Genomic DNA, 26,452 nt, shown 5'->3' with positions numbered 1-26,452 from the left:
TTCACTCAATCAGTGCCGGGGCACAGGCCCGGCCGGTTTCGGCGGCTTCGCGGATCGCCTCGATCAGGGCCAGGGTGCGCGCGGCATCGGCGACGCTGACCAGGGGCTCGACTTCACGCCGTGCAACTTTGACGAAATGCTGCAATTGCAGGCGCAAGGCCTCATCTTCGCTGAAGCTTTCCTGCACCACCTGCAACGCTTGATGCCAGCCGCCGCTGCTCTCGGCGTATTGCCAGCGCTTGAGTTGCGGGATGCTCAGGGCGCCGCCGGTGCCGGCCAGCAGGTAGCAGGGCTGATCGGCCTGGCGCGGGTACACCGGGTTCTCGCCGGAGTCCAGTTCCCAGCTCCAGGGCGCCGCCACCGCGTCGGAACCGGTCAGGCTGCCCAGGGCACCATTGTCGAATTGCAGCAGCACAGCCGCGCAATCCTCATTGGCAAAACCGCGCACGGCGTTGCTGGTCATCGCCTGCACCTGGCGCACTTCGCCACACAGGTGACGCAGCAGGTCCAGGTCGTGGATCAGGTTGGTCAGCAACATCCCGGCCCCGGCTTCACGGCGCCAGGGGATCTCGAAATAGCTGTCGGGTTTACGCAATTGCCACAGCGCGGTGACCGTGGTCAGCCGCCCGAGGGCGCCGCCGTGCACCAACTCATGGGCCCGCACGATCAATGGATTGTGCCGGCGATGATGCCCCACCAGCACCGGCACACCGCTGGCCCTGGAAGCAGCCACCAACTGGCGCACTTCATCCATCTGCACACCCACCGGTTTCTCCAGCAGCACCGGCACGCCGGCCGCCAGGCAATCGAGGGCGGTGCTGACATGCAGGTTATTGGGGTTGGCGACAATCACCCCATCGGGCCGGACCTCGGCCAGCATCTGCCGGTGGTCGGCGTAATGCGGCACCTGCCATTGCGCAGCGACTTCGGCCGCCAGGGGACCGGGGTCGGCCACTGCGCAAAGCCGGGCTTCGGCAAGCGTCTTGAGGTGGTGGTAATGCTGCTGGCCCATATTGCCGGCGCCGATCAGGGCGATACGCAGTGGCGAACTCAATGCGCGATCCTCTTGTGATTGTTATCGGGAAGCTCAATTCAAATTATTTAGAACTCAGTTCCACTTTCACACAAGCACAAAACAAAATACTGTCCGATCAGCGCACAACTTTCCAAACCCCACCCAAGCACCCTTGCTGCAAACCCGTAACCGCTGCCGAGGTACGAGGCTGCGCTGGCCGGTGCGGATGCCGTGGGGTGTCAGGTGTACCAGCGTTGGGGCCGCTGTCAGTTAAAGAGTTCGGAGGCCTGGCTTGCGGCGCTGAGTTCGGCAGCGAAACTCAGCAGCAGCGGCGCCAACTCGTGCAGGCGGGCCAGGGGCAGGCGGGCGCTGGGGCCGGCGATGCTGAGCACACCCACCACCCGCTGATCCATCGGATGGCGCACCACCGCGGCGATGGCCGAAGTGCCCACCGCCGAGCTTTCCTCGACCCAGGCATAGCCCTGCTCCCGCGCCAGGCGCAGGCGTTCGAGCAATTCAATGTTCGAGCGCGGCGCATTCGGCCCCAGATCATCCGGCACCCCGGCGCCCTGGCGCTCCACCAGGGCCAGGGCCTCGGCGTCGCTCAGGCAGGCCAGCCAGGCATGCCCCGAAGCGGTGTAGAACAGCGGCGCCTCGCGCCCCATGTCCGGGTCGTAACGCAGGCCGGAACGGGCGCCCTGGGACTTGGCGATCCAGGTCTGGCGCTCGCCCTCGATCACCCCCAGCCGCACCAGTTCGCCACTTTCCTGGGCCAGCCGGTCGAGCACCGGCTGCACGATATCGGCGCCGCTGCTGGCCAGGTAGCGAAAGCCCATGGCCACCAGCTTGGTCGACAATTGATAGCGCAGGTTGTCCGGATTCTGCCGCACGTACCCCAGGCGAATCAGCTCCGCCAGCAGGCGATGGGTGGCGCTTTTCGGGATCTCGAGTTGCTCGGCCAGGGCCTGCATCGGCACGCCCAGGGGGTCACGGGTAAGACTTTCCAGAACGCTGAACACGCGTTCGATTTGACTGCCGGCCATGGTGGGGTCCAGACGAAATTTGGCCGATTCTAGAGACAACCGGCGCAATGGGAAATACACCGCGGCATCGTTCGATAACCGCACAAAAAAAGCATCGGCATGGCTCCACTCACTCAGCGTGCCTTGCTGTGCGCTATTCGACTCCGTATATTTTTTGGAATCAAGTTCCAAAAAATAATAAATCCCCTGCTCCGGAGTTTTTTCGCCCATGTCTGCCACACCCAGCCTGCATCACCCCGATATCGACTGCGATGTGCTGATTGTCGGCTCCGGCGCGGCCGGGCTTTCAGCCGCCGTCACCGCCGCCTGGCACGGCTTGAAGGTGATAGTGGTGGAAAAGGACCCGGTGTTCGGCGGCGCCACGGCCTGGTCCGGTGGCTGGGCCTGGGTGCCCTGCAACCCGCTGGCCCAGCGCGCGGGGATTATCGAAGACGTCGAGCTGCCGCGCACCTACCTCAAGCATGAACTGGGCGCGCGTTACCAACCGGCGCTGATCGACGCCTTTCTTGAAGCCGGGCCACGCATGGTGGCGTTTTTCGAGCGCCACACCGCCCTACAATTTGCCGACGGCAACGGGATTGCCGATATCCACGGTGATAGCCCCGGGGCCGGCACCGGTGGCCGCTCGGTGATCGCCGCGCCCTACGACGCACGCCAGGTCGGCAAGCTGCTCAAGCGCCTGCGCAGAACCCTGCGCGAAACCTCATTCATGGGCATGCCGATCATGGCCGGCGCCGACCTCTCGGCCTTCCTCAATCTGACCCGTTCCCTGCCCGCTGCCTGGCACGTGACCCGGCGCTTCAGCCGCCACCTGCTGGACCTCGCCATCCATGGCCGGGCCATGCAGCTGGTGAACGGCGTGGCCCTGGTGGCGCGCCTGGCCAAATCCGCCGAAGACCTGGGCGTGCTGCTCTGGGAGTCGGCGCCGGTGACCGAGCTGTTGCAGGACAACGGCGCCGTCACCGGTGCAGTGGTCAGCACCGCGCGCGGGCAGATCCGCATCAATGCGGCCAAGGCCGTAGTACTTGCCGCCGGGGGCTTCCCCAACGATATCGAACGCCGCAAGGCGTTGTTTCCGCGCACGCCCACTGGCCACGAACACCTGGCCTTGCCGCCCCTGGGGGCCAGCGGCGATGGCCTGCGCCTGGGGGAAAGCGTGGGCGCCCAGGTCGACAGCGACATGGCGTCGCCGGTGGCCTGGGCCCCGGTGTCCGCCGTGCCGCACAAGGACGGCAGCGTCGGCCACTTCCCGCACATCATCGAGCGCGGCAAACCGGGGATCATCGGCGTGCTGAGCAATGGCCGGCGCTTCGTCAACGAAGCCGACGGCTACTACGACTACGTCCGGGCCATGGTCGCGGCGGCGCCGCAAGGCGAGGAAGTGGCGTCCTGGCTGATCTGCAGCCATGGCTTCCAGCGCCGCTACGGCCTGGGCCTCTCCCGCCCGTTCCCGTTGCCAGTGGCGCCTTTTATCCACAGCGGCTACCTGAAATGCGCCCCCACCCTCGAAGCCCTGGCCCAGGCTTGCGGCATCGATGGGAACGGTTTGCGCGAGACCCTGTCGCACTACAACCGGCACGCGCATCAGGGCCAGGACCCGGAGTTCGGCCGCGGCTCGACCCCCTACAACCGCAAACAGGGCGACCCGCTGCACCAGCCCAACCCTTGCGTGGCGCCCATCGAGCACGGCCCGTTCTACGCGGTGAAGGTACAACCGGGCTGCTTCGGCACCTTTGCCGGGCTCAAGGTCAACCAGCATGCCCAGGTGCTCGACGCCCAAGGCCAGGCGATTGCCGGGCTGTACGCGGCGGGCACCGACATGGCCAGCATCATGGGCGGCCACTACCCCGCCGGCGGCATCAATCTCGGCCCGGCCCTGACGTTCGGCTACATTGCCGGACGCCACATCGCCGGGGCCATCGCTTACGAATAGGAGATCGACCATGCAGCACTCAGCCAACAGCCCCATCCTCACCCAACATGGCCTGCACATGCCCAAGCTGGGCCTCGGCACCTGGCCGATGCTGGGCGAGGAATGCACCCGCGCCGTGGAACAGGCGCTGGGCCTCGGTTACCGGCATATCGACACAGCCCAGGCCTACAACAACGAAGAGGCGGTCGGCCAGGCGCTGAGCAATACCGACGTGCCCCGGGAGCAGATCCACGTCACCACCAAGGTCTGGTGGGACCAACTGCAACCCGATGCCATGCGCCATTCCATGGAGCGCAGCCTCAAGGCGCTGCAGACCGATTACGTCGACCTGTTCCACATCCACTGGCCAACCCAAGACATGGACCTGCAACGCTCCCTGGAAACCCTGGCGTCGTTCAAGGAACAAGGCCTGGCCCGCCATATAGGCGTGGCCAACTTCCCGCTGGCGCTGCTGCGCCGGGCGGTCGAAGAACTGGGTACGCCGTTGTCGGCGATCCAGGTGGAGTACCACGTGCTGCTGGGCCAGAGCGGCTTGCTGGACTACGCGCGCCAGCACGACATGGTGCTGACCGCCTATACGCCGCTGGCCCGCAACAAGGTTTCACAGATTCCGCAGATCCAGCAGATCGCCGCCAGGCACGGGGTGCTGCCGACCCAGGTGGCATTGAAGTGGTTGCTGGATCAGGACAACGTCGCGGCCATTCCCAAAGCCAGCAGCCAGGCCAACCAGTTGGCCAATCTTGGGGCATTGCAGGTGCAGTTGGACGATGCGGATCGGGCGTTGATTGCGGCGTTGCCGAAGGATCAGCGCCAGGTCAACCCGGATTTCGCGCCGCAGTGGGATGTGTTTGATCGTTGAGCCGAGGGGGCATCTGGCGCCATTGGCAGTCCAATGGCGCCGGGGCTGTTGCTAGAAGTCGAAGAACACGGTTTCGCCTTCACCCTGGATGCGGATATCAAAGCGGTAGGCGCGCTGGCCGTCGACTTCGCAGGGATGGGCCAGCAGGGTTTCGCGACGTTGCGGCTGTTCGATCAGGTTCAGCACCGGGCAGCACGCGTTGGCCTGCGACTCGTCGGCAAAGTACAGCCGGGTGTGCAGGTGGATGTTGATGCCCCGGGCAAACAGCGACAGGTTGATGTGCGGCGCCATGGCCACTCCCTCCGCGTTCTGCACCACACCGGGCTTGATGGTGTTCAGCGTCCACTCGCCGGCATCGAAGGTGGTGGCGGTGCGCCCGAAGCTGTTGAAGGTTTTTTCCGAATCGAAGACCGGGTCATAGACCCCCTCGTGGTTGGCTTGCCAGAACTCCAGGAACGAGTCGCGCACCAGATGGCCATTGCCGTCGTAGACGTGGCCGATCAGCAGGATCTGTTCGCCGGCCGCGCCAGGCTTGGCCATCTGGTTCCAGATTTCATCGCTGCGGGTCGGGTTGCCGGCAGCGGCCAGGGCCAGGCCGATGTGCACATAAGGGCCGGCCGTTTGCGAAGGGGTTTCGGGCAGCAGTTCGATGGGCATGGGCAAGCTCCTCAGCAGTTCTCGAAATGGGTCTTGCGCTGGCCGCGCAACACGATGTCGAAGCGATAGGCCAGGCAGTCCATGGGGTTGGCGTTGCCCATGTCGAGGCGCGCGATCAGGCTCTGCACCGCATCCGGGTTGGCAATCGACTTGACGATCGGGCACAGCGGGATCAACGGATCGCCTTCGAAGTACAACTGGGTGATCAGGCGCGTGGCGATGGACGGACCGCTGATGGAGAAGTGGATGTGCGCCGGGCGCCAGTCGTTGGGGCCGTTGCGCCAGGGGTAAGGCCCGGGCTTGATGGTGCGAAAGCTGTAGTAGCCGTCACGGTCGGTCAGGGCCCGGCCGACGCCGCCGAAGTTCGGGTCCAGGGGTGCCAGGTAGCGGTCGTTCTTGTGCCGGTAGCGGCCGCCGGCGTTGGCCTGCCACATCTCCACCAGGGTATGGGGAATCGGCTTGCCGTACTGATCGCAGACCCGCCCGGAAACGATGATGCGCTCGCCCACCGGCAAGCCGCCGTTGTTGAAGTTGAGCAGCAGGTCGTTGTCGAAACGCCCGGTCTTGAGGTGGGAAAAATCCGGACCGCTGGTTTCACTCACCGATTGCGGGATGCTGACCAGCGCCTGGCGCGGGGAGCGGGCGACGGACGTTTTGTAATCAGGGGTCAAGGCCTTGGGGTGCCAATTACGGTCGCGAATCACGAAGCGACTGCTGTCTGCATCAGACATGTCGATCTCCTGTTGTTGGATTTATGGAGCTGCCTTCGCAGTCTCACCCAACACCAGCCCGCCGAAAATTGAAAAGCCGCCCGCCACCCATAACCAAATGGTTATGGATAAAGCCCTTCGCGGTAGGCGCTGCCCACTTCCCGCAGCACGTCGACGCACCATTGCCCGGCCAGCGACAGTGGCAGGCTGGCGTTGCTCGAAATCCCCACCGAGCCCCCGGGCTCGCGCAACCCCAGGTCGATCTCGCACAACTCGCCGTTGGCCAGGTCCAGGCGTACTGCGTCCAGCGGGGCGATCCACAGCGCATCAGTGGATAACACATAGCGCCGGCTCAAGGTCACCGACAGGGTTTCCAGGCGCTGCCGGGATTGGCCGATGCCGCACTGCACAAACAGGCTGTCGGCAAACTTGCGGATGGTGGTGCCCGCCAGCGGCAGCACCAGGGGAAAGCGCTCCACGGCCTCACGATCGAGGGGGCCGACGAGCAATGGATGCTCCGGGCGCGCCACCAGGGTCATCGACTCGCTGTACAGGTGCTCGAAGCTCAGGCCCTGGATCTCCGGGCTCTCGGTCATGCGCCCCACCACCAGGTCGACATCGCCGACCCGCAGCTGCGACAACAGGTAGGCGCTGGGGCCGGTGACCACACTCACCGCCAGTGCCGAGTGGCGCTGGTGCAGGCGCCGCACCACTTCCGGCAGCAGCAGGCTTTCGGCGGTCGACAGCACCCCGAGGCGCACCACCCCGGCTGCATATTCACCGCCGCGCAGGGTATCCACCCCCTCGCGCAGGGCTTGCACCGAGGGCCCGGCATAACGCAGGAAAGCCCGCCCGGCCTCGGTCAGGCTGAGCCCGGCCTTGCTGCGCAGGAACAGGCTGGCATCGAGCAGTTGCTCCAGTTCCTTGAGGGTTTTCGACATCGCCGGCTGGCTCACTGCAAGCACATCGGCGGCACGCGCCAGGCTGCCTTGGCGAGCCATTTCAAGAAAACACACCAGGTGACGGAATTTGATGCGGGTATCGATGTTCAATAGTGAGCCCCGAATAGGTCTGGACAGCAGCGATGCGGCCGCGGGCAATGGTAACGTGCGCGCAAATGCCTGACGACCGGACTGGCGTCGGCACCACTCACCAGCAACACTCACAGCCAACGATAACGAGGATTCACCCCATGCTTTGGAAAAAAGGGCGGCGCAGCGACAACGTGGTGGATGCTCGTGATGACAGCGGTGGCGGTGGCGGCGGCATGCGTTTCGGCGGCGGCAAGGGCCTGAGCCTGACGGCCATCCTGCTGATCGTCGGCATCGGCTGGATCACCGGCCAGGACCCGATGCAGATCCTCGGGCAACTGGCCGGGCAGATGGAGCAATCGGCACCGGCCACGACTCAGACGCGCCAGGCCCCCCCGGCCAATGATCAACAGGCCGAGTTCGTGCGCGCCATCCTCGGCGACACCGAAGACACCTGGGGCCAGATCTTCCAGGAGGCCGGGCGCCAGTACCAGCAACCCAAACTGATTCTGTTCCGCGGTCGGGTGAACTCCGCCTGCGGCGCCGCCACCTCCGCCACCGGCCCCTTCTACTGCCCTGCCGACCAGCAGGTGTACCTGGACATGGACTTCTTCCGCGAAATGTCCCAGCGCTTTTCCGCCGCCGGCGACTTCGCCCAGGCCTATGTGATCGCTCACGAAGTCGGGCACCACGTGCAGACCCTGCTCGGGGTCTCGGCCAAAATCCAGGCCGCGCGCCAGCAAGGCCGGCAGATGCAGGGTGATGGCGGGCTGCTGGTGCGCCAGGAACTGCAAGCCGACTGCCTGGCCGGGGTCTGGGCCAACCATGCGCAAAAACGCCTGAACTGGCTGGAGCCCGGGGATATCGAGGAAGCGCTGAACGCCGCCAATGCCATCGGCGATGATCGCTTGCAGCAGCAAGGCCAGGGCCGTGTGGTGCCGGACTCCTTCACCCACGGCACCTCGGCGCAGCGCGTGCGCTGGTTCAAGACCGGTTTCAGCCAGGGCCAGATCGGCCAGTGCGACACCTTCGCCGCGAAGAGCCTTTAACAGTGCGTGTACTGACGCTGGTTGCGCTGTGGATCGCCTGTGCCAGCGCACAGGCCGCGGAACATGGAGTCAAGGACATCAGCCCCGAGCGCCTGGCGTTGGACGGCGGTGAACTGGCCGTGGGCCTGAGCCAGGATTGGCGACAGCCGCTGCCGCAGATCCAGCGCGCACTGATCATCGTCCATGGCCGCCTGCGCAATGCCCAGACCTACCTGCACAGCGCCGAACAGGCCGCCAGCCAGGCCGGGCAAGGTGCGAACACCCTGGTGATCGCGCCGCAGTTTCTCAATGAGTCCGACGTGCAGCGCAATCACCTGGAGCGCCAGGTCCTGCGCTGGAAGGGCAACGACTGGATGGCCGGCGAGGCCTCCATCGGCCCGGGCCAGGTCAGTTCCTATGGCGCCCTCGACCAGATCATCAAGCACCTGGGCAACCGCACGCTGTTCCCGGCGCTGAAGGACATCGTGGTCGCCGGCCATTCCGGCGGTGGCCAGGTGGTGCAGCGTTTCGCCCTGATCGGCCACGAGCACCCGACCCTGCAACGCGAAGGCATCAGCCTGCGCTTTGTGGTGGCCAACCCATCGTCCTATGCGTACTTCAGCCCGCAGCGCCCGGTGCGGTTCGACGCCGCCAGTTGCCCGGGCTTCGACAACTGGAAATACGGCCTGCAGCAGTTGCCGGACTACGCCCGGGGCCAGAGCACGGAGCAGCTGGAGCAGGCCTACGTGTCCCGCACGGTCACCTACCTGCTGGGCCAGCAGGACACCGATCCGAACCATCCGGCGCTGGATAAAAGTTGTGAAGCCGAGGCCCAGGGCGCCTATCGCCTGATTCGCGGGCACAACTATTTCGACTACCTCAAGCAGCGGCATCCGCAGTTGAGCCATCGCTTGGTGGAGGTGCCGGGGGTGGGGCACAACGGCGATGGGATGTTGACCTCGCCTGAGGGGCAGAAGGCATTGTTCGCTCGCTGAAGGGGGGAGGTGGACTTTTTGGGGGCGCTACGCACCCCGGCGGGAGCAAGCTCCCTCGCCACAAAAGGCCATAGCACACCAGCGGCTACACGGGGCCCAAGCGCCCGCGCTAGATCATTTTCTGCAACGCGCCACAATCTGCCGCGTGCCAATCCACCAGCTCCGGCCATGGGTTCTCCGGCAGGTTGACCAACACCGTGCGCGTGCCTGCGGCGCGGCCGCAGTCGAGGTCGAAGCGGTAGTCGCCCACCATCACCATGGCGCCAGGCGTCACGTCCCAGGCTTCGGCCAACTTCAGCAATCCACCTGGGTGCGGCTTGGGCGGCGCATCATCGCGGCCCAGCACGTCGTCGCTGGCAAAGCAGTCCGCCAGACCGATGGCCTCCAGGGTGATATGGGCCAACTCCCGCGCGTTGCGGGTCAGGATGCCCAGGCGGTAGCCGCGCTGCGCCAGGTTGCGCACCAGTTCCACCGCCCCCGGCGCCGGGCGTGAGCCCAGGGCCAGTTCGCGCTCATGCTCCAGCAGCCAGGCATGCTTGGCTGCGCCTTCTGCGGCGGGCAAGGCCGCGAGGTGGGTGAGGATGTCGTCTTCCGCAGGGATATCCAGGGCCTGGCGAATGGCGGCGAAATCATGCACTGCAATCGTCAGGGTGCCGTCCATATCGAACACCCAATGCCGTATCTCCGAAAGACTCATGCCCAGTCCTTGCGATGACGGATCAGGCCTTCCTGGGTGACCGAGGCCACCAGTTGCCCGGCGCGGTTGAACACGCTGCCCCGGGAGAAACCACGGGAATTGCCGGCCCATGGGCTGTCCATGGCGTACAGCAACCAGTCGTCGGCGCGCAGGTCGGCATGGAACCACAGCGCGTGGTCGAGGCTGGCGACCTGCATGTCCTTCTGCCACACCGATTTGCCGTGGGGCAGCATCGAAGTGGTCAACAGGCCGAAGTCGGAGGCATAGGCCAGCAGGTACTTGTGCAAGGCCGGGATATCGGCCAAGGCGCCGTCGGCGCGAAACCACACGTACTTCACCGGGTCCATCGGCTGCGGGTTGTACGGGTCTTTTTCGGTGACCGGGCGCACTTCGATGGGTTTGGGGCACAGCAGTTTTTCACGCATGTGCTCAGGGATCAGGTGCGCGCGCTGCTGGGTGATTTCCAGCTCCGAGGGCAGGTTTTCCGGGCCCACCACGTTCGGCATCTGGTTCTGGTGTTCGAAGCCCTGCTCGTCGTACTGGAACGAAGCGCTGCAGGTGAAGATCGGGTTGCCCTTCTGGATCGCGGTCACCCGGCGCGTACTGAAGCTGCCGCCATCACGCACCCGGTCCACCTGGTAGACCACCGGCAAACCGGCATCGCCCGGACGCAGGAAGTACCCGTGCATGGAGTGCACATGGCGTGCTTCTTCCACGGTCTGGCTGGCCGCGGACAGGGACTGGCCCAGTACCTGGCCGCCGAACAGCTGGCGGAAGCCCAGGTCCTGGCTGCGACCGCGAAACAGGTTTTCTTCGATCGGTTCCAGGGTCAACAGGTCGACCAGATCTTCCAACACGTGGCTCATTCAGACTCTCCTCACACAGAGCAATACCGCGCAGTCTTGGCTGCGGCGGGCAATTCAATCAGGGGGCATCCTGACAATCGGCACATTCTAAACGCCCTGCCGCCCTATCCATGCAAGGTTTCCAACCATTGTTCGCGGTTGATGCGATACAGCACATGGGTGCGCAGCGGGTGATCGCTGGCCAGCGCGGGGTGCTCGAAGTCGTCGCTGGGGGCATGGTGCATGCCGATGGCTTGCATGACTTTCTGCGACGGCTGATTGCTGGCCGTGGTGAAGGCCACCACCTCTTTCAGCAACAAGCGGTCAAAGCCGCAGCGCAGAGCGGTCCAGGCCGCTTCGCTGGCGTAGCCCAGGCCCCAGTGTTCACGGGCCAGGCGCCAGCCGATTTCCACCGCGGGGGTAAAAGGTGCTTCGAAACCCACCACGCCCAAGCCGGTAAAGCCGATAAAGGCGCCGCTGTCCTTGCGCTCCAGCGCCCACAAACCAAAGCCATGTTCGGCAAAATGACCGCGTATTCGCCCGATCAATGCCGCACTTTCCAGCCGGCTCAAGGGCGCAGGGAAGTACCGCATGACCTGTGGATCGGCGCACATTGCCGCAAACGCCGGCAAATCTTCATCGCTCCACTGGCGCATCAACAGCCGCGCGCTTTCCAGTTGCAATATCGGCTCCATCGGGCCCCTCCATAATCCATGGGAGCAAGTCTACATCGCTGGTAGGATCCTTCACGGGTTCCTATCAGAAATTGCCATGCCATTGCCGTTGATTTATCACGATGACTACAGCCCCGAGTTTCCTGCGGAACACCGCTTTCCCATGGACAAATTTCGCCTGCTGCGCGACCACCTGGTGACCAGCGGCCTGACCCGGGATGCCGACCTGCTGCGCCCGCAGCTCTGCCCGCCAGAGATCCTGGCCCTGGCCCATGACCCTGGCTATATCGAACGCTATATGAGCGGCGAGTTGTCCCGAGAAGACCAACGGCGCCTCGGCCTGCCGTGGAACGAAGCCCTGGCGCGACGCACCGTGCGCGCGGTCGGCGGCTCGCTGCTGGCCGCCGAACTGGCCCTGGAACATGGCCTGGCCTGTCACCTGGCCGGGGGCACCCACCACGCCCATTACGACTACCCGGCCGGCTTCTGCATCTTCAACGACCTGGCGATCATCAGCCATTACCTGCTGGCGGCCGGTCGGGTCAGCCGGGTGCTGATCTTCGATTGCGACGTGCACCAGGGCGACGGCACCGCGCGGATTCTCGAACATACCCCGGACGCGGTGACCGTCTCGTTGCACTGCGAAAAGAACTTCCCCGCGCGCAAGGCCACCAGTGACTGGGACATCCCCCTGGCCATGGGCATGGGCGACAGCGAGTACCTGCAAGTGGTCGATGACGCCCTCAACTACCTGCTGCCGCTCTACCAGCCGGACCTGGTGCTGTACGACGCCGGGGTCGATGTGCACAAGGACGACGCCCTGGGCTACCTGAAACTGACTGACGCCGGGGTCGCCGAGCGCGATGAGCGTGTCATGCGCCATTGCCTGGGCCGCGATATCCCGGTGGTCGGGGTGATTGGCGGCGGCTACAGCAAAGACCGCCAGGCCCTGGCCCGGCGCCACGGCATCCTGCACCACAGTGCGCAGCGGGTCTGGACGTCATCAGGTTGTCATTGAGTTGTGGGCGCATTACCCACAGTCTCTGTGCAACCGCCTGTGGATAACCTGAGCAAAACCCGCTGCAGCCCAGGTTTTATAACGCCCGCAGGACACCGCCTATTTTTTGATCAGCCGCCCCTTCAGGCAAGCCCGCCAAGATCGCGGGCGTTGGCCCGAGCGACAGCCAATAGCGCCAAACCCGCCCCGCAGTGGCCACAGGCCCGTCATCAAGGCGTCACACAACCCTGAAGCATTACCCACATTCTCTGTGCAACCGCTTGTGGATAACCTGGGCAAAACCCGCTACAGGGCAGACTGATCAAGGCCTGCAGGGCACCGCCTATTTTTTGATCAGCCGCCCTGGGCAGCCACCGAGGGGCGCGATCAAGCGCCTAGGTTTTCGGCAGCGACGGTAAAAGTCCGTAGAATGGCCGGCTTCTTTCGCCAACATCGCCCCTCGCCATGACCCAACCCCATACCGCCCTGCCCCACCACGTCGCCATCATCGGCGGCGGCCCTGCCGGCCTGATGGCGGCCGAAGTGCTGAGCCAGGCGGGTATCCGTGTCGACCTGTACGACGGCATGCCTTCGGTGGGCCGCAAGTTCCTGCTGGCCGGGGTCGGCGGCATGAACATCACTCATTCCGAGGCCTACCCGGCGTTTCTGTCGCGTTATGCCGAACGCGCGCCGCACATTGCGCCGCTGCTGCGCGAGTTTGGCGCCGAGGCGCTGTGCGAATGGATTCATGGCCTGGGCATCGAAACCTTTGTCGGCAGTTCCGGCCGGGTCTTCCCCAGGGACATGAAAGCCGCGCCGCTGCTGCGTGCCTGGCTCAAGCGCCTGCGCGAAGCCGGTGTAGTTATCCACACCCGCCACCGCTGGCTGGGCTGGAATGCCGATAACAGCCTGCGAATCCATAACCCGGAAGGCGAAATTGCGGTACGGGCCGACGCCGTGCTGCTGGCACTGGGCGGCGGCAGTTGGGCTCGCCTGGGGTCGGACGGTGCCTGGCTGCCGTTGCTGGAACAGCGCGGCATCCCGCTGGCGTCGCTGGAACCCAGCAATTGCGGGTTTGACGTGGCGGGCTGGAGCCCGTTGTTGCGCGAGAAATTCGCCGGCGCGCCGCTGAAAAACGTGGCCATCGGCCTCAACGACGATAAACCGCGACTGGGTGAATGCGTGATCACCGCCAGCGGCATCGAAGGCAGCCTGATCTATGCCCTGTCGGCACCGATTCGCCGGGCCATCCAGCAGCAGGGCGTGGCCACTGTGCATATCGACCTGCTCCCGGGCAAGGCTTTGGACAACGTCCTGGCAGCGCTGAACAAGCCACGGGGTTCGCGCTCCATGGCCAAGCACCTGCACAGCCAGTTGGGCATCGATGGGCTCAAGGCCGCCCTGCTGCGCGAACTGACCGACGCCCAATGCTTCGCCAATCCCGCGTCGCTGGCCCAGGCCATCAAGGCCCTGCCCCTGAATCTGCTAAAAACCCGCCCGCTTGACGAAGCCATCAGCAGTGCTGGCGGCGTGCCCTTTGAAGCGCTGGATCAACGACTGATGCTCCAGGCCCTGCCGGGAGTGTTCTGCGCCGGCGAAATGCTCGACTGGGAAGCCCCCACCGGCGGCTACCTGCTCACCGCCTGCTTTGCCGGCGGAAGAGCCGCAGGTCTGGGAATCAAAAGCTGGCTAAGCCACAAGGTCTAAGCCGCAAGCTCCAAGCTCCAAAACTTGCAGCTTGCAGCTTGTCGCTCACCGCTGCTTTTCAAGGTTTCCTTTTACGCGGCCCCGTGTTGAAGACCGGTACTTTGCGCACCGGTTTTACTGCAGGGGCTTCGGCCACTTCAGCGCTTTCCACCCACTTGCCGAGGTTGCGCTTGCCACCGGAGGTCTTGGGTTTTTTCGGCTTTTTCGGTTTTTTCACCACTTGGCCGCTGGCGTCGGTTTCCGGCACCCGGTGCTCGGGCACGAAATCCGGCTCGTCATGGCGCTTGAGGGTCTGGCGAGTCAGGGTCTCGATCGCCGACAGCAGGTTCACCTCATCGGCGCACACCAGGGAGATCGCCTCGCCGGTGGCACCGGCACGCCCGGTACGGCCAATGCGGTGGATATAGTCTTCGGCGACGATCGGCAAATCGAAGTTGACCACCAGCGGCAGGTCTTCGATGTCGAGGCCGCGCGCAGCAACGTCGGTGGCCACCAGGATCTGCGTTTCACTGGCCTTGAACCGATCCAGCGCACGCTGGCGGGTGGCCTGGGGTTTGTCGCCGTGGATACCGTCGGCGTTGACGCCCATGCCCTGGAGTTTTTCCACCAGAGCATCGACCCCGTTACGGGTCTTGGCGAACACCAGCACCTGCTTCCACTTCCCTTTGCGCATCAGGTGCACGAACAGTTCCGGCTTGCGCTTCTTGTCCACCGTCACCACCCATTGCTTGACCGTATTGGCAGCAACGTTGCGCGGGCTGACTTCGATGCTCAGCGGGTCGTTGAGCATCTGCCCGGCCAGCAGGCGGATTTCGTCAGAGAAGGTGGCGGAAAACAGCAGGGTCTGACGCTTTTTCGGCAGTACGCGGTAGATGTTCGACAGCTCTTCCGAGAAGCCCAGGTCAAGCATCCGGTCGGCTTCGTCCAGCACCAGGGTTTGCAGTTGGTTGAACTTCAGCGCGTTCTGGCGGAACAGATCAAGCAACCGGCCCGGGGTGGCGACCAGCAGGTCGACGCCCTTGCGCAGCTTCATCATCTGCGGGTTGATGCTGACGCCGCCGTACACCGCGTAGGTGCTCAGGGGCAGGTTTTCGGCGTATTGGCGCACGCTTTCGTGCACTTGTTCGGCCAGCTCGCGAGTGGGCACCAGGATCAGCGCGCGGACCGAGTTGGCGGTGACTTTCGGCCCTTCCATGGCCAGCAGTTGCAACAGCGGCACGGCAAAACCGGCGGTCTTGCCCGTGCCGGTCTGGGCGGCTGCCATCAGGTCGCGACCGGCCAGTACGGCAGGAATAGCTTGCGCCTGCACCGGGGTCGGGGTCTGGTAGCCAAGCGTTTCGAGAGCACGCAGCAAGGGTTCGATCAGGCCAAGAGTGGCGAATGTCATGGGGGTACCGTAGGAAAAATGTCAGCACAGGGTGCAATGCGCGGCAGTTTACCCTAATTCAGGGGCGTTCTCCTGAGTCGAAACCCAGGCGCGGCGGACAATCGCCGAGGTGGACGCTCGGCCGCCAGCCGAGCAGAATTGCCCTGCGCGGGCGGATCGACGCGCCCCGGTGCCCGTCCTATCGCGCCCCCAATGCCTTGCACCTCAGGAGCCACTACCCCCATGGACAACGAAAACCCCTTCCAGGCCCCCGCCGCCGAATTGCTCGCCGACAAGGCCCCCGCCCACAATCCGCGCCTCTACAGTGTGGCCGCCGTCGGCCTGGGCACCTTCGTCGGCACCTCGGTGGCGGGCGCCTACTTCATCGTCCAGAACCTCAAGGCGCTGGGCCGTGAGTCCGAGGCCAACACCGTCTGGGCAATGGGCATCGGGCTTTTCGTCGCCATGACCCTGGCCGGGTTTTTCCTGCCGGATAACATCCCCGCCGTGGTCTTCGTGCTGCCGCCGCTGTTTGCGATGAACGCTTATGCGCGTCAACTGTTCGGGCCGCTGTTGCTGGAGCACAAAGCGAGCAACGGCCCGTTCTACTCGCTCTGGCGCGTCGTGGGTATCGGCCTGCTGTTTTCAGCAGCGGTGGTGGGCCTGATGATCGCCGTGCTGATGCTGACCGGCTTTGCCTGACCCCTGCCGCTGAAACCCACAACGCCGGGCAATGCCCGGCGTTTTTCACCGGTGCCCCACGGCAACCCAAGGCGCTCCCAGCCTCACTCCAGTCAGCTAACCCTTGTGCCGAGGGCGCTTGCTCGCGCTGGACTGCGCAGCAGTCCCCTGCCGTGGACCACCTCACGCTAGAGCGCCAGCCCGGCCCGACGAGAGCAAGCGCCCTCGCCACAGGACATTCACGTGGCTGATCGGTATTACCCCGGCAGCCGAGTTTCTCGCCTTCAATCCCGTCCTTGCGCCCCCCGTAAATCCACCTGCAACCGCTCTGGGACGGGCGTCCCAACCCATTTTAGAGAATTCTCTAGGACCCGTACTAAAAGCCCCCCACGCGTGTATACAGAGCAATGGCGCCTACCTATGATCCCGCCCGCCGGCACTTTCTCTTACCCATAAAAATCGCCACACGACAGCCCCTGCCCGTCAGGACGGCTGCCGCCTTGTGCATCTGTAGGAACTGCCATGCCGAGCTTCAGACTCAACCCGCTCACCCGCTCCACTCGCCTGTGGATCGCTTGCCTGGGCACCGCCATGTTGTTGCCAATGACAGCCCAGGCCCATGAAGAAAATACCCCCAACACAGCGCCGCAAAGCGCCAGCATCACCAGCGGCCACTTCCTCAATCTGCACGCGCTGACCTCGGACCCGACGCAGCGCCAAGCAGCCGAAGCGGGCACCGCGAGCCTGTTGCAAGCCACCGGGCTGAGCATCCGCCAGCTCGTGCCGGCGCCGAACGACAGCTTCAAGGACATCAACGTGCTGGTCGGGCAGATGCAAAGCCAGGCCCGCCATCAAAACCCACCGGGAGAGGTGTTTGTCGCCGCCCGCCGCGACGGCAGTTTTATTGCCTTGATGCCTGACGCCAACACAATCATCCGCGGCCATGCCAACGGCGAACAGTCGTTGATGCGCCTTGGTGACACCCCGTCGTTCGGCCCACACCACGTCGACTCCGTACCAAACGAAGGTGACGAAACAGCAAACCTGATCGAAACCCAAAGCGGCCAGCGCAGCTACCTGACCCAGCGCAACGCCCAAGGCGAGATCGTGATCGATCTGTTGGCAGGCTTCACCCAGAAGGCCGCCACCTACATCGGCGACCACGAGGCCTATGCCGTGGCCCAGGTGGCTTCGGTCAACCGTGCTGTGGAGAACTCACAGATCAAGAGCGTGCGCGTGCGGTTGGTCGGCACCCAGGTGATACCTAACGACTACCCGATCACCACCCCGGTCCTGGCCGATCTTAAAAACCTGTTTGCCGAGGGCATGCGTAAATACAGCCCCGACCTGATCACCGCCTTCACCGTTGGCACACACGGGGTAGACACCGCAGCAGGCTGGGCTTACCTGAACGGACGCTACTCACTCAACGCAATCAGCGCCTCGTCCGCCTTCCGCCATGAACTGGCGCACAACGTCGGTGGTGACCACTGCACCAACGGCAGTAACAACTACCGCTTCGGCCACAATAACGGTCGGGTGGGCAGCATCCTGTGTGGTAACCACGTGGGCTACTTCTCCAATCCAGACATCAAGGACCACCTCGGCGTGCCCATGGGCGATGCCAAAACGGCAAACATGGCCCGAGTCTGGCGTGAGAACGCGGCGAAAATATCCGCCTACGCGCCAACCGTGGTGCCGCTGGACAGCGAAGACATCACCACACTCCTCGAAGAACGGATCAATCAAGCCAAAGGCACAACACGCTACTTCGCGCTGGATGTACCAGCAGGCACTCAGCGCCTCGCCTTCTCGGTGGTTCCGGGCACCAGCACGGACACGCACACCGGCCAAGTCCAACTGTCGCTCAAGTACGGCGCTCAGCCCACTACGACCAGCTTCGACTACCGTTCAACCCTGAGCCAGATTGTCGGACTAGGGGCAAACGATCCGAAGGCCGGCCGCTGGTATCTGGCACTCAGAACCGAAAAAAATGACGCGCAAGACCTGATCCTGCAAGGCAACGCCTACGGCCTCAACCAGGAGACAGCCCAGGGTACTTACCTGAAGCTGGTGGCCACCTCGTCGGTGGATGGCAAAAACACCGCCAGCGTCGCCGAACTGCTGCTAGCCAGCGCCAAGGGCGTGCCCCTGCCCCGGGAAAGCTGGCGCATCCACTCCACCAGCAGCGCCGCATCCGGCAGCACCTCGGGCTCGAACGTCATCAACGGCAACCCCAACTCCTACTGGAGTTCGGCCGCCGATGCGCGTTATCCCCATGAGATCGTGATCGACATGGGCACCAACAGCCGCTTCTCCCAACTGCACTACCTGCCCCGTCAAGATCAGGGCCTGATGGGCAACATCAAGGGTTACAAGGTTTATTCGAGCGACAGCCCGAACGGTACCTGGAACTTGCTCGCAGACGGTGAGTTCAGCGCTGACAACACCGTCAAGGTGGCCTCGCTCAAACCCGTGGAGGCTGGCAAACCACCGGTGGCGGTGATCAGTGGCAAGACTGAAGCCAGTTTTGGTGACGAGGTCGTGCTAGATGCTTCCGCCTCCAGCGACCCGCAAGGCAGCGCCCTAAGCTTTGCTTGGGCAGCCTCGCCACAGCTGAACTTTACCTACGACGGCCCACGGATTTCCTTTTTCGCGCCGCCCTTGGCCAGGGACACCAGCTACCGCTTCACCCTGACCTTGAGCAACGGCAAACAGAAGACTCAGCGCACCCATGACGTACTGATCAAAGGTAAGTCCACCGGCCAGTGCTCGCCAGACTGGCAAGCTAATGGCATCTATGTCACTGACGATAAGGTGCAGTGGAAAGGCCGCCAGTACCAAGCCCGCTGGTGGATCCAGATCAGCGAGCCGGGCAACCCGGCATTCACCGGCCCGGATGGCAGCGGCAAAGTGTGGCGTGACCTGGGCCCGTGCAACGCCGAGGTTGAAAAACCGGTGGTCAAACCGCCGGTGGCCAGCATCGCCGGCCCTGATCAGGCCAAGCCCGGGGAAACCGTCACCCTCGACGCCAAGGGTTCCAGTGACCCAGCCGGCCTGCCCCTGAGCTACCGCTGGAGCGTGACGCCCACTGTGGCATTCCAGGCGTCGGGCACCACGCTGAGCTTTGTCGCCCCCAAAAGCGATAAAGAGGTGAGCTACCGCTTCTCCCTGGCCGTGGGTAATGGCACCCACAGTGTCAACCGCGACCACAGCGTGCAGGTTTCTGCCGCCGAGGCCAGCTGCCAAGGGGCCTGGAATCCAGAGAGTGCGTACATGGAGAACAACAAGGTCAGCCACAAAGGTCGGTTCTACACCGCCCGCTGGTGGAGCAAGAACCACGAGCCGGGCAACCCGAACTTCACCGGCGTGGACGGTTCGGGCAAGGTCTGGCGCGATGAAGGCCTTTGTAACTGATCACGCCTGACGTCCCCTCGTTCCCCACGAGTGGCCGTCAGTGACGGCAACCCCGCAAACGGCGGCCTTTTCAGGCCGCCGTTTGTTTTTCCTGGAGCACTTTCGGCCGGCGCCATTGCGGCAGGCCGATCAGCACCACGGCGCTGATGATAACCACCATCGCCAGGGCTTCCTCGGTGCCAATGGTCTCGCCGACAAACACGATCCCCAGCAACACCGCCACGGCCGGGTTGACGTAGGCGTAGCTGGTGGCTGCGGCCGGGCGCACGTGCTTGAGCAGGTACATATAGGCGTTGAAGGCGATGATCGAGCCAAAACCCACCAGGTAGGCCAGGGCGAGCCAGCCTTCCAGTGGCGGCACGCTCTCCAGTTGTTCGCCGCTCAGGGCACTGCCGATCAGCAATACCACGCCACCCACCAGCATTTCCGCGGCACTGGCCATGGCCCCCTGGGGCAGAGGCAAGTGCTTGCTCCACACCGAACCAAAGGCCCAGGCCGCCGCCGCGAACACCAAGAGGCCCGCACCCAGCGGGCTGGCTTGCAGGTTGGAACCGAGGTTGAGCATGCCGATGCCGATCAGCCCAAGGACGATCCCGGCCCATTCCAGCCGCGTATTACGCGCGCCCCAGAAATACCCGCAGAGCAAGGTGAACAGCGGCACCGTGGCCACCGCCAGCGCCGCCACACCCGAAGCCACGCCGGTGTGTTCAGCCACGCTGACCGCGCCGTTGCCGCAGCTGAGCAACAGAATGCCAATCATCCCCGCCGCCTTCCACTGCGCCCAGGTGGGTGCCGGCACGCCGCGCCAGCGCAGGAAGCCATACATCAGGCTGCCGGCCAGCACAAACCGAATCCCGGCCAACAGCAGTGGCGGCCAGTATTCGATGCCGATGCGAATCACCAGGTAGGTCGAACCCCAGATCACGTACAAGGCAAAAAAGGCGGCAATCAACGGCAAGGGAAAACGGCGAAGGCCAGGCATAAGCAGCTCGGTAGGCAGGCAATGGGAACGCTATTTTAGAAAGCCGGAGCAGGGAAATTAAGTTACAAAACCTGTTTATAAGGCCCGTACACTTTCCAAAATAGGGAGATTGCGGCTATAAGCCATGCTTTCGAAAGCCAGGGCGTTTGGGAGCCTTATCATGGACAAATACGATCGCATGCTCCTCGCTGCACTGATCGAAAACGGCCGGGCAACCTATGCCGAATTGGCGCGCAAGGTGAATCTCTCAGCTCCCGCCGTGGCCGAGCGCGTGGCCAAGCTTGAGTCCAGCGGGGTGATCACCGGTTACCAGGCCAACGTCGACATGGCCAAGCTCGGGCTGCCGATCCAGTGCGTGATCGAACTGCGCCTGGCCCAGCACGGCAACCAGAAGGCCTATGACGAACTGGCCCGGATCCCGCAGTTGACCGAGTGCTACCGGGTCACCGGCGATCCCTGCATGATCATGCGCGCCGCCGTGGCGTCGATGCCGGAGCTGGAAGACCTGATCAACCGGGTGGCGCAGTTCGGTTCCAGCAAGACCTCGATCGTGCTCTCCAGCGCCATCGAACGGCGGGTGCCCCTGGGCCAGTTGGAACACAACGGCAAGTGAGTGGTTTTCACTGACGGCGCCGAACGAACAGCCCTAGAAGCCGCGATGGCGCTTGAGGTGGTCGGGAATTTTCGCCGCCGGGACTTTCTGCAATTTGCACAGGAAGTCGTGGGACAGCTCGCGCAGGCCGTGGGTGCGGCGCAGTTCCTCGGCCAGGTGCGCGGTGAGGTTGGCCGCCATCTCGGCATCGGCCATGGCCCGGTGAGCCTGGCCGGTATGGGGCAGGCCGGCGAACTGGGTCAGGGTCCCGAGCTTGTGGTTGGGCGCGGCCGGCATCAGGCGCCGCGCCAGCAACAGGGAACAGGCGAAGTTCTGCAAGCGGGTGCGCTTGATCCGTCCCAGCTCGAAATCCCAGAACTTCTGGTCGAAGGCGGCGTTGTGCGCCAGCAGCGGCGTGGTGCCGACGAACTCGTTGACCTCGTTCATCACCTGCTCCGCCGAAGGCGCGGTGCGCAGCATGGCGTTGCTGATGCCGGTCAGTTGTTCGATAAAACCCGGCACCCGCACGCCGGCATTCATCAGGCTCTGGTAACGCTCGACGATGCGCCCCTGCTGCAGGATCACCACGGCGATTTCCGTGGCCCGGCAACTGCTGCTCGGGGAGATCCCGGTGGTTTCAAAGTCGATGACTGCAATGCGTTCCAAACCTGTCCAGCTCCGTACAAAAAATGATCAGTTTTTCAGCAGCAACGCGCCTTCGATCGGCACGTAGCGCGAGGCGGCGCGAATCAGCGAATTGGCGGTGAGCCCCGGCACGCCATAGGCAACGGCCTGGACCCCATGCTTGTGGATGATGCGTTCGAGCAGCATGTCGAAGTCACCATCGCCGGAGGCCAGCACCACCTCATCGACGTGAGCCGCGGCATCCATGATGTCGATGGTGATACCCACGTCCCAGTCGCCCTTGGCCGAGCCGTCGCTGCGCTGGATATAGGGTTTGAGTTTTACCGTGAAGCCCAGGTTGCGCAGGATCTGCTGGAACTGCTGCTGCTTGCTGTCACCGCGATCGATGGCATAGGCATAGGCTTCGACGATCTGCCCCTGTTTGCTGATGTCAGCCCACAGCGCGGCGTAGTTGAAGTGGCAACCATAGGCCTGGCGCACGGTGTAATAGAGGTTCTGGACGTCGGCGAACACAGCGATTTTTTTCACCGCTAATCCTCATGGCGCTGGAGCGCGCAGGCTGGATCGGGACTCAAACCCCGAAAAGTCGCCCAGTATGCCAGCCATGGGGAATGTTCCGCGAATAATCGGTCCGGGGGTCATGCCTCCCGGACCGAGCGCAGATCAGGCGAAGGGATCAGACGAAGGGATCAGACGAAGGAATCGTCGTCAGAGAACGAACTGTCGTCGCTGCCGTAATCGGCATCGTCCAGGCCGCCCTGGTCATTGCTGCCCCAGGAATCGTTATTGGCCAGGCGTTGGTCGTCATTGCCCCAGCCACCGCCGCTATCGCTGACCGGAGCCGGTTCTTCCTTGATCACTTCCACCACTTCCTGGGGTTGCTGGTTGCTGTGGAACAGGCTGCTGATGCCTTGCGCCAGCATCACACCACCCGCCACCCCGGCGGCGGTTTTCAACGCCCCACCGAGAAACCCGCTGCCCGCCGGTGCGGCTGGCTGCCCGTAGTTTTGCGGCGGCGCCGCATAATTTTGCGGTGCCGCACCGAAGCTCTGCTGCGGCTGGGCATTGAAGGACGGCCGCGCCGGTTCACGCCAGCCACCGCTGGACGCCGGCGCAGCACTTTGCGTCGGGGCTGGCTGCGCGTCGCGGGAGCCGCCAAAGATGCTCGACAGGAAGCCCCCACCGGTGCTCGGCGCCGGTGCGGCGGCCTGGGCCCTGGCTTGCTGCAGTTCGCTTTGCAATTGCTGGATCTGCTGGGTCAGTTGCTTGTTCTGCTCATCGAGGCTCTTGAGCGCGGCCTCCTGCACCAGAATCGCCTGGGTCATGAAATAGCCCGCGGCGGGCTGGCGGGTCAGATGCTCCTTGATCCGCGCCTCGGCCTGGGCGTCGCGTGGGGCTGAATCCGTTTCGGCTTGCTGCAACCGTGAAAACAGTCCATCGATCAGGGCTTGCTCTTCGCTGTTCATGGCGACCTCTTTAGATTGCCGGTAGAAAACTGGCCCTTGTCCATTGTGGATAAAGGGTTTGACCAGGAAACGGGCTGATGCCCGGATCAGTAATGGGGCTGTTGCCCAGGCTTTCAATAGCCTTTACCGAACGTTTACGTTTGCTTGCCCGGGGCCCGCATCGGTTAAAGTGGCACACCGCTCTGCCACTGCGATACCTGCCGATGAATCCGTTAGACGTGCTCCGCGACTCCTTGTTCTTCTTCCAGCGCAACCTGGGGCAGATCGTGGCCTTGTGCCTGCCGCTGGTGGTACTCGAGGCGCTGTTGCAGCAAGTCGTCGATAACGCCCTGGGGCCCGACGCCTTCCCCGGCTACAGCGTGCTGGTGGGGCTGCTGGTCTACCCGCTGTACACCGGCGCCCTGATTCTGTTTCTCGATGCCCGCACCCGTGGCGAATCACCTCGCACCCGTGACCTGCTGGCCATGTCCCTGACGCTGTGGCCGCGCTTTGCCCTGCTGACCGCCACCAGCACCCTGCTGATTCTGCTCGGGCTGTCGATGTACTTCCTGCCCGGGCTGTGCGTGATGGTGATGCTGGCATTCGCCGAATACCTGCTGGTGCTCAAGGGCCTGCAACCGCTGGCGGCGATCAAGGAAAGCCTGCGCCTGACCCGTGGCCATTTCCTGCGCATCCTGGTGTGCATCCTCTGTGTGATGACCCCGTTGTGGCTGCTCAAGGGCGCCAGCAGCGCGGTCTACCCGGACCCGCAGAACGCCTTCCTGGGGTTGGTGATCGACAGCGCCTACAGCTTCCTGCAGTTGTTCACCAGCGTGGTGCTGTTCCGCCTGTTCATGCTGATCAGCGATCTGCCCGACAAACGCTGAAACCGACACCAGCCGCTCTGCCCCTTGGGCCGCGGCCCTGCTCTCGGTTATGCTCGCGCTCAATCCTGCAACGCCATAAGCCGAGCCGATGACCCGTCTACTTCGCTTCACCCTGCTGGGCCTGCTCCTGCTGGCCGGACTGTTTGCAAGCCTGGTCTACAGCCTGACGTGGCGCCCGGATGCCAAGGAGTCGCTGCCCGTCAGTTGCGCGGCCAAGGCGCCGATCCTGATGCCCGGCCAGGCGCTGAAGGTGATGACCTGGAACGTCCAGTACCTGGCCGGCAAGCGCTATGTGTTCTGGAATGACCAGGCCCAGGGCCCGGATGAAAGCCCCACCCCCGAGGACATGGCCTTCAGCCTCGACGAGGTGGCACGGGTCATCCGCGACGAGCAACCCGACATCGTCCTGCTGCAGGAACTGGACAACGGCGCCAAGGCCAGCGCCTACCAGGACCAGCTCAAGCTGTTGCAGGAACGGGTCACCGACCTCTACCCCTGCAGCACCCAGGCCTACGACTGGAAGGCCGACTTCATTCCTTCACCGCACATCTTCGGCAGCGTCGGCCGCCAACTGGCGACCCTGAGCCGCTACCAGATCGAGCACGCCGAACGCCTGCAACTGCCGCTCGCCTCCGCCAATCTGTTGAGCCGCCAGTACCAGCCCAGGAACGCCCTGCTGGTGAGCTACCTGCCCCTGACCGACGGCGGGCAGATGGCCATTCTCAACACCCACCTGGAACGGGCGAAACAGGCCGACGAGACCTTGCCCAACCAGGTCACGGCCATCGCCAAGGTGCTCGATACGTTCGAAGGACGCGGCACGCCCTGGCTGATCGGTGGCGACTTCAACCTGCTGCCCCTGGGCCAGTACCAGCGTCTGGCGCCGGAACAGCGCGCGCCCTACGCCGCCGACAGCGCGCTGCACCTGCTGTGGGACAAATACCCGATGGTGCCGACCAATACCCAGGCCGGCGGCATCGACCGCGAGAACTGGCTGACCCACTACCCCAACGACCCGAGCCTCAGCGGCCCGGACCGCACCGTCGACTACCTGTTCTACAGCCCGCGCATCAAGCGAGTCGAGGCCCGGGTCAGGCAGGACGACACCTTGCGCATCTCCGATCATTTACCGGTGATTGCGCGCTTCCTGCTGCCTGCCGCGCAGTAACCCGCGCTCATTGACCGGGCTACTTGCGCGGTTTGGCCCGTGCGGTCGCTTCGGCCACCAGCGGGTCGTCCGGCCAATAGTGTTTCGGGTAGCGACCCTTCAAGTCTTTTTTCACTTCGGCGTAGGTGCTGCGCCAGAAGTTGGCCAGGTCCTGGGTGACCTGTACCGGACGCCGCGCCGGCGATAACAGGTGCAGCTTGACCACCTGCCGGCCACCGGCGATGCGCGGGGTCTCGGCCAAGCCGAACAGCTCTTGCAGGCGCACCGCGAGAATCGGCGGCTGCTCGCTGTAGTCCAGGCGAATCGACGAACCCGAGGGCACGCTCAGATGCTGCGGCGCCAGCTCGTCGAGGCGTTGCGGCAGCGGCCAGGGCAACTGATTGCGCACGATGCTCGACAGGTCCAGTTGGGCGAAATGGCTGAGCCGCGAGACCTTGCCCAGGTACGGCAGCAACCAGTGTTCCAGGCCCTTGAGCAAGGCGCCGTCACTGACATCGGGCCACTCGCTGTCAGGCTTGGCGGCAAGGTCCAGTTGCCGCAGCAAGGCCACTCGCGCCTGCCACTGGCGCAATTCCGGGGTCCAGGGCAACAGCTCCAGCCCCTTGCGCCGCACCAGGTTGACCAGCGCCTGGCTGCGCGCGGCCTCGTCCAGCCCGGTCAGGGGTTCGCGACTGAGCACCAGTTCGCCCACCTTGCGCTGGCGCTCGGCTCGCAGCACACCTTCGCGCTCGTCCCAGTCCAGTTGATCAACGGTGCGAACCTGCTCGGCCAAGACCGAATCGAACAGCGCCGGATCGAAATCGGTCGCCAGGTAGATTCGCTCCTCGCGCTGCCCCTGGCGGCTGCCCAGATCGGCAATCACCAGCCAGGCTTGCTTCATCAGGCTGTCGGCTTCGCTGAACAGCGCCGCACGCCCGTTGGCCAGGCGATACTCAGCGCCCCCCGGGCGCCGCTGCTGGGCCACGCGATCCGGATAGGCCAAGGCCAGCAAAGCCCCCAGCCAGCGCGGATGCTCGGGGTCGGGCACCGCGGCGCTGGCGTTGCCCCGCAGGTAGCCGCGGTACTGTCGCGCCAATTG

General features: G+C 64.2%; 25 protein-coding genes. 11 read left to right on the top strand and 14 right to left on the bottom strand.

Annotation, left to right across the window (positions count from 1 at the left end; genetic code table 11):
• Position 1: 1 nt before the first annotated feature.
• On the bottom strand, positions 2-1,054 hold the full coding sequence (locus CF161_RS12535) for a Gfo/Idh/MocA family protein (RefSeq protein WP_020296947.1): 1,053 nt from the start codon (positions 1,052-1,054) through the stop codon (positions 2-4).
• Between the two features lie 227 nt (positions 1,055-1,281).
• Positions 1,282-2,058: an IclR family transcriptional regulator gene (locus CF161_RS12530; protein WP_020296946.1), complete on the bottom strand. Its 777-nt coding sequence runs from the start codon at positions 2,056-2,058 to the stop codon at positions 1,282-1,284.
• 208 nt (positions 2,059-2,266) lie between these two features.
• On the opposite strand from CF161_RS12530, the gene CF161_RS12525 reads away from it, so the two are divergent.
• Together CF161_RS12525 and CF161_RS12520 are read left to right on the top strand one after the other, a co-directional pair.
• Complete coding sequence (locus CF161_RS12525) at positions 2,267-3,991, top strand: FAD-dependent oxidoreductase (RefSeq protein WP_020296945.1); 1,725 nt, start codon at positions 2,267-2,269, stop codon at positions 3,989-3,991.
• A 10-nt stretch (positions 3,992-4,001) separates the two neighbouring features.
• The gene (locus CF161_RS12520; protein WP_020296944.1) at positions 4,002-4,850 is read left to right on the top strand and encodes an aldo/keto reductase; all 849 of its coding nucleotides are present in this window, start codon (positions 4,002-4,004) and stop codon (positions 4,848-4,850) included.
• Positions 4,851-4,901: 51 nt separating this feature from the next.
• Here CF161_RS12520 and pcaG read toward each other — a convergent pair whose 3' ends face one another.
• The 3 genes from pcaG to pcaQ all read right to left on the bottom strand — a co-directional run bounded on the left by pcaG (position 4,902) and on the right by pcaQ (position 7,269).
• Positions 4,902-5,507 carry a protocatechuate 3,4-dioxygenase subunit alpha gene (gene pcaG, locus CF161_RS12515; protein ID WP_020296943.1) on the bottom strand — a complete coding sequence of 202 codons (606 nt, stop codon included), beginning with the start codon at positions 5,505-5,507 and terminating at the stop codon, positions 4,902-4,904.
• 11 nt (positions 5,508-5,518) lie between these two features.
• On the bottom strand, positions 5,519-6,238 hold the full coding sequence (gene pcaH, locus CF161_RS12510) for a protocatechuate 3,4-dioxygenase subunit beta (protein WP_020296942.1): 720 nt from the start codon (positions 6,236-6,238) through the stop codon (positions 5,519-5,521).
• 101 nt (positions 6,239-6,339) lie between these two features.
• The gene (gene pcaQ, locus CF161_RS12505) at positions 6,340-7,269 is read right to left on the bottom strand and encodes a pca operon transcription factor PcaQ (RefSeq protein ID WP_020296941.1); all 930 of its coding nucleotides are present in this window, start codon (positions 7,267-7,269) and stop codon (positions 6,340-6,342) included.
• A gap of 140 nt (positions 7,270-7,409) precedes the next feature.
• Between pcaQ and CF161_RS12500 the strand changes: the two genes are divergently transcribed.
• Both CF161_RS12500 and CF161_RS12495 read left to right on the top strand, forming a co-directional pair.
• On the top strand, positions 7,410-8,297 hold the full coding sequence (locus tag CF161_RS12500; RefSeq protein ID WP_020296940.1) for a neutral zinc metallopeptidase: 888 nt from the start codon (positions 7,410-7,412) through the stop codon (positions 8,295-8,297).
• A gap of 2 nt (positions 8,298-8,299) precedes the next feature.
• Positions 8,300-9,271: a hypothetical protein gene (locus CF161_RS12495; protein WP_020296939.1), complete on the top strand. Its 972-nt coding sequence runs from the start codon at positions 8,300-8,302 to the stop codon at positions 9,269-9,271.
• Between the two features lie 109 nt (positions 9,272-9,380).
• On the opposite strand, the gene CF161_RS12490 is transcribed toward CF161_RS12495, so the two are convergent.
• From CF161_RS12490 to CF161_RS12480, 3 genes are all read right to left on the bottom strand, one after another.
• The gene (locus tag CF161_RS12490; RefSeq protein ID WP_020296938.1) at positions 9,381-9,968 is read right to left on the bottom strand and encodes an HAD family hydrolase; all 588 of its coding nucleotides are present in this window, start codon (positions 9,966-9,968) and stop codon (positions 9,381-9,383) included.
• Complete coding sequence (tesB, locus tag CF161_RS12485; RefSeq protein ID WP_020296937.1) at positions 9,965-10,834, bottom strand: acyl-CoA thioesterase II; 870 nt, start codon at positions 10,832-10,834, stop codon at positions 9,965-9,967. The genes CF161_RS12490 and tesB overlap by 4 nt, the downstream gene beginning before the upstream one ends.
• A 104-nt stretch (positions 10,835-10,938) precedes the next feature.
• A complete protein-coding gene (locus CF161_RS12480; RefSeq protein ID WP_020296936.1) occupies positions 10,939-11,508 on the bottom strand; it encodes a GNAT family N-acetyltransferase in 570 nt (189 codons plus the stop codon).
• Between the two features lie 76 nt (positions 11,509-11,584).
• Here CF161_RS12480 and CF161_RS12475 point away from each other — a divergent pair, with 76 nt between their 5' ends.
• Together CF161_RS12475 and CF161_RS12470 are read left to right on the top strand one after the other, a co-directional pair.
• Positions 11,585-12,505, top strand: a complete 921-nt coding sequence (locus CF161_RS12475) for a histone deacetylase (RefSeq protein ID WP_020296935.1) — start codon at positions 11,585-11,587, stop codon at positions 12,503-12,505.
• 444 nt (positions 12,506-12,949) lie between these two features.
• The gene (locus tag CF161_RS12470; RefSeq protein WP_020296934.1) at positions 12,950-14,191 is read left to right on the top strand and encodes a TIGR03862 family flavoprotein; all 1,242 of its coding nucleotides are present in this window, start codon (positions 12,950-12,952) and stop codon (positions 14,189-14,191) included.
• 58 nt (positions 14,192-14,249) lie between these two features.
• Here CF161_RS12470 and CF161_RS12465 read toward each other — a convergent pair whose 3' ends face one another.
• The gene (locus CF161_RS12465; RefSeq protein WP_020296933.1) at positions 14,250-15,578 is read right to left on the bottom strand and encodes a DEAD/DEAH box helicase; all 1,329 of its coding nucleotides are present in this window, start codon (positions 15,576-15,578) and stop codon (positions 14,250-14,252) included.
• A 222-nt stretch (positions 15,579-15,800) separates the two neighbouring features.
• Here CF161_RS12465 and CF161_RS12460 point away from each other — a divergent pair, with 222 nt between their 5' ends.
• Complete coding sequence (locus CF161_RS12460; protein ID WP_020296932.1) at positions 15,801-16,259, top strand: hypothetical protein; 459 nt, start codon at positions 15,801-15,803, stop codon at positions 16,257-16,259.
• Positions 16,260-16,760: 501 nt separating this feature from the next.
• Positions 16,761-19,655 (top strand): discoidin domain-containing protein, encoded by a 2,895-nt coding sequence (locus CF161_RS12455; RefSeq protein ID WP_020296931.1) that lies wholly within the window; start codon positions 16,761-16,763, stop codon positions 19,653-19,655.
• 70 nt (positions 19,656-19,725) lie between these two features.
• On the opposite strand, the gene yedA is transcribed toward CF161_RS12455, so the two are convergent.
• Positions 19,726-20,637 (bottom strand): drug/metabolite exporter YedA, encoded by a 912-nt coding sequence (yedA, locus tag CF161_RS12450; protein ID WP_020296930.1) that lies wholly within the window; start codon positions 20,635-20,637, stop codon positions 19,726-19,728.
• A gap of 160 nt (positions 20,638-20,797) precedes the next feature.
• Here yedA and CF161_RS12445 point away from each other — a divergent pair, with 160 nt between their 5' ends.
• Positions 20,798-21,250: an Lrp/AsnC family transcriptional regulator gene (locus tag CF161_RS12445; protein ID WP_020296929.1), complete on the top strand. Its 453-nt coding sequence runs from the start codon at positions 20,798-20,800 to the stop codon at positions 21,248-21,250.
• 33 nt (positions 21,251-21,283) lie between these two features.
• On the opposite strand, the gene CF161_RS12440 is transcribed toward CF161_RS12445, so the two are convergent.
• From CF161_RS12440 to CF161_RS12430, 3 genes are all read right to left on the bottom strand, one after another.
• A complete protein-coding gene (locus CF161_RS12440) occupies positions 21,284-21,895 on the bottom strand; it encodes a PolC-type DNA polymerase III (protein WP_020296928.1) in 612 nt (203 codons plus the stop codon).
• A gap of 27 nt (positions 21,896-21,922) precedes the next feature.
• On the bottom strand, positions 21,923-22,402 hold the full coding sequence (locus CF161_RS12435; RefSeq protein ID WP_020296927.1) for an NYN domain-containing protein: 480 nt from the start codon (positions 22,400-22,402) through the stop codon (positions 21,923-21,925).
• A 161-nt stretch (positions 22,403-22,563) separates the two neighbouring features.
• The gene (locus tag CF161_RS12430; RefSeq protein WP_020296926.1) at positions 22,564-23,340 is read right to left on the bottom strand and encodes a DUF2076 domain-containing protein; all 777 of its coding nucleotides are present in this window, start codon (positions 23,338-23,340) and stop codon (positions 22,564-22,566) included.
• A 203-nt stretch (positions 23,341-23,543) separates the two neighbouring features.
• On the opposite strand from CF161_RS12430, the gene CF161_RS12425 reads away from it, so the two are divergent.
• On the top strand, positions 23,544-24,206 hold the full coding sequence (locus CF161_RS12425) for a YciC family protein (RefSeq protein WP_043229298.1): 663 nt from the start codon (positions 23,544-23,546) through the stop codon (positions 24,204-24,206).
• Between the two features lie 88 nt (positions 24,207-24,294).
• On the top strand, positions 24,295-25,374 hold the full coding sequence (locus CF161_RS12420) for an endonuclease/exonuclease/phosphatase family protein (RefSeq protein WP_020296924.1): 1,080 nt from the start codon (positions 24,295-24,297) through the stop codon (positions 25,372-25,374).
• A gap of 19 nt (positions 25,375-25,393) precedes the next feature.
• On the opposite strand, the gene CF161_RS12415 is transcribed toward CF161_RS12420, so the two are convergent.
• Positions 25,394-26,452: ATP-dependent helicase C-terminal domain-containing protein (locus tag CF161_RS12415; protein ID WP_020296923.1), on the bottom strand; the 1,059-nt coding region annotated here is incomplete at its 5' end.

Source organism: Pseudomonas sp. CF161 (assembly GCF_000416215.1).
Classification (GTDB): Bacteria; Pseudomonadota; Gammaproteobacteria; order Pseudomonadales; family Pseudomonadaceae; genus Aquipseudomonas.
The sequence above is the reverse complement of the archived record's forward strand: the minus strand, read 5'-3'. Positions and strand labels throughout refer to the sequence as shown.

Coding starts and splice junctions, on each gene's coding strand:
- CF161_RS12430 (WP_020296926.1), bottom strand. CDS start 23,340: ATGAACAGCGAAGAGCAAGCCCTGATCGATGGACTGTTTTCACGGTTG.
- CF161_RS12490 (WP_020296938.1), bottom strand. CDS start 9,968: ATGAGTCTTTCGGAGATACGGCATTGGGTGTTCGATATGGACGGCACC.
- CF161_RS12480 (WP_020296936.1), bottom strand. CDS start 11,508: ATGGAGCCGATATTGCAACTGGAAAGCGCGCGGCTGTTGATGCGCCAG.
- CF161_RS12520 (WP_020296944.1), top strand. CDS start 4,002: ATGCAGCACTCAGCCAACAGCCCCATCCTCACCCAACATGGCCTGCAC.
- CF161_RS12525 (WP_020296945.1), top strand. CDS start 2,267: ATGTCTGCCACACCCAGCCTGCATCACCCCGATATCGACTGCGATGTG.
- tesB (WP_020296937.1), bottom strand. CDS start 10,834: ATGAGCCACGTGTTGGAAGATCTGGTCGACCTGTTGACCCTGGAACCG.
- CF161_RS12465 (WP_020296933.1), bottom strand. CDS start 15,578: ATGACATTCGCCACTCTTGGCCTGATCGAACCCTTGCTGCGTGCTCTC.
- yedA (WP_020296930.1), bottom strand. CDS start 20,637: ATGCCTGGCCTTCGCCGTTTTCCCTTGCCGTTGATTGCCGCCTTTTTT.
- CF161_RS12420 (WP_020296924.1), top strand. CDS start 24,295: ATGACCCGTCTACTTCGCTTCACCCTGCTGGGCCTGCTCCTGCTGGCC.
- CF161_RS12455 (WP_020296931.1), top strand. CDS start 16,761: ATGCCGAGCTTCAGACTCAACCCGCTCACCCGCTCCACTCGCCTGTGG.
- CF161_RS12460 (WP_020296932.1), top strand. CDS start 15,801: ATGGACAACGAAAACCCCTTCCAGGCCCCCGCCGCCGAATTGCTCGCC.
- CF161_RS12530 (WP_020296946.1), bottom strand. CDS start 2,058: ATGGCCGGCAGTCAAATCGAACGCGTGTTCAGCGTTCTGGAAAGTCTT.
- CF161_RS12445 (WP_020296929.1), top strand. CDS start 20,798: ATGGACAAATACGATCGCATGCTCCTCGCTGCACTGATCGAAAACGGC.
- CF161_RS12425 (WP_043229298.1), top strand. CDS start 23,544: ATGAATCCGTTAGACGTGCTCCGCGACTCCTTGTTCTTCTTCCAGCGC.
- CF161_RS12475 (WP_020296935.1), top strand. CDS start 11,585: ATGCCATTGCCGTTGATTTATCACGATGACTACAGCCCCGAGTTTCCT.
- CF161_RS12470 (WP_020296934.1), top strand. CDS start 12,950: ATGACCCAACCCCATACCGCCCTGCCCCACCACGTCGCCATCATCGGC.
- pcaG (WP_020296943.1), bottom strand. CDS start 5,507: ATGCCCATCGAACTGCTGCCCGAAACCCCTTCGCAAACGGCCGGCCCT.
- pcaH (WP_020296942.1), bottom strand. CDS start 6,238: ATGTCTGATGCAGACAGCAGTCGCTTCGTGATTCGCGACCGTAATTGG.
- CF161_RS12500 (WP_020296940.1), top strand. CDS start 7,410: ATGCTTTGGAAAAAAGGGCGGCGCAGCGACAACGTGGTGGATGCTCGT.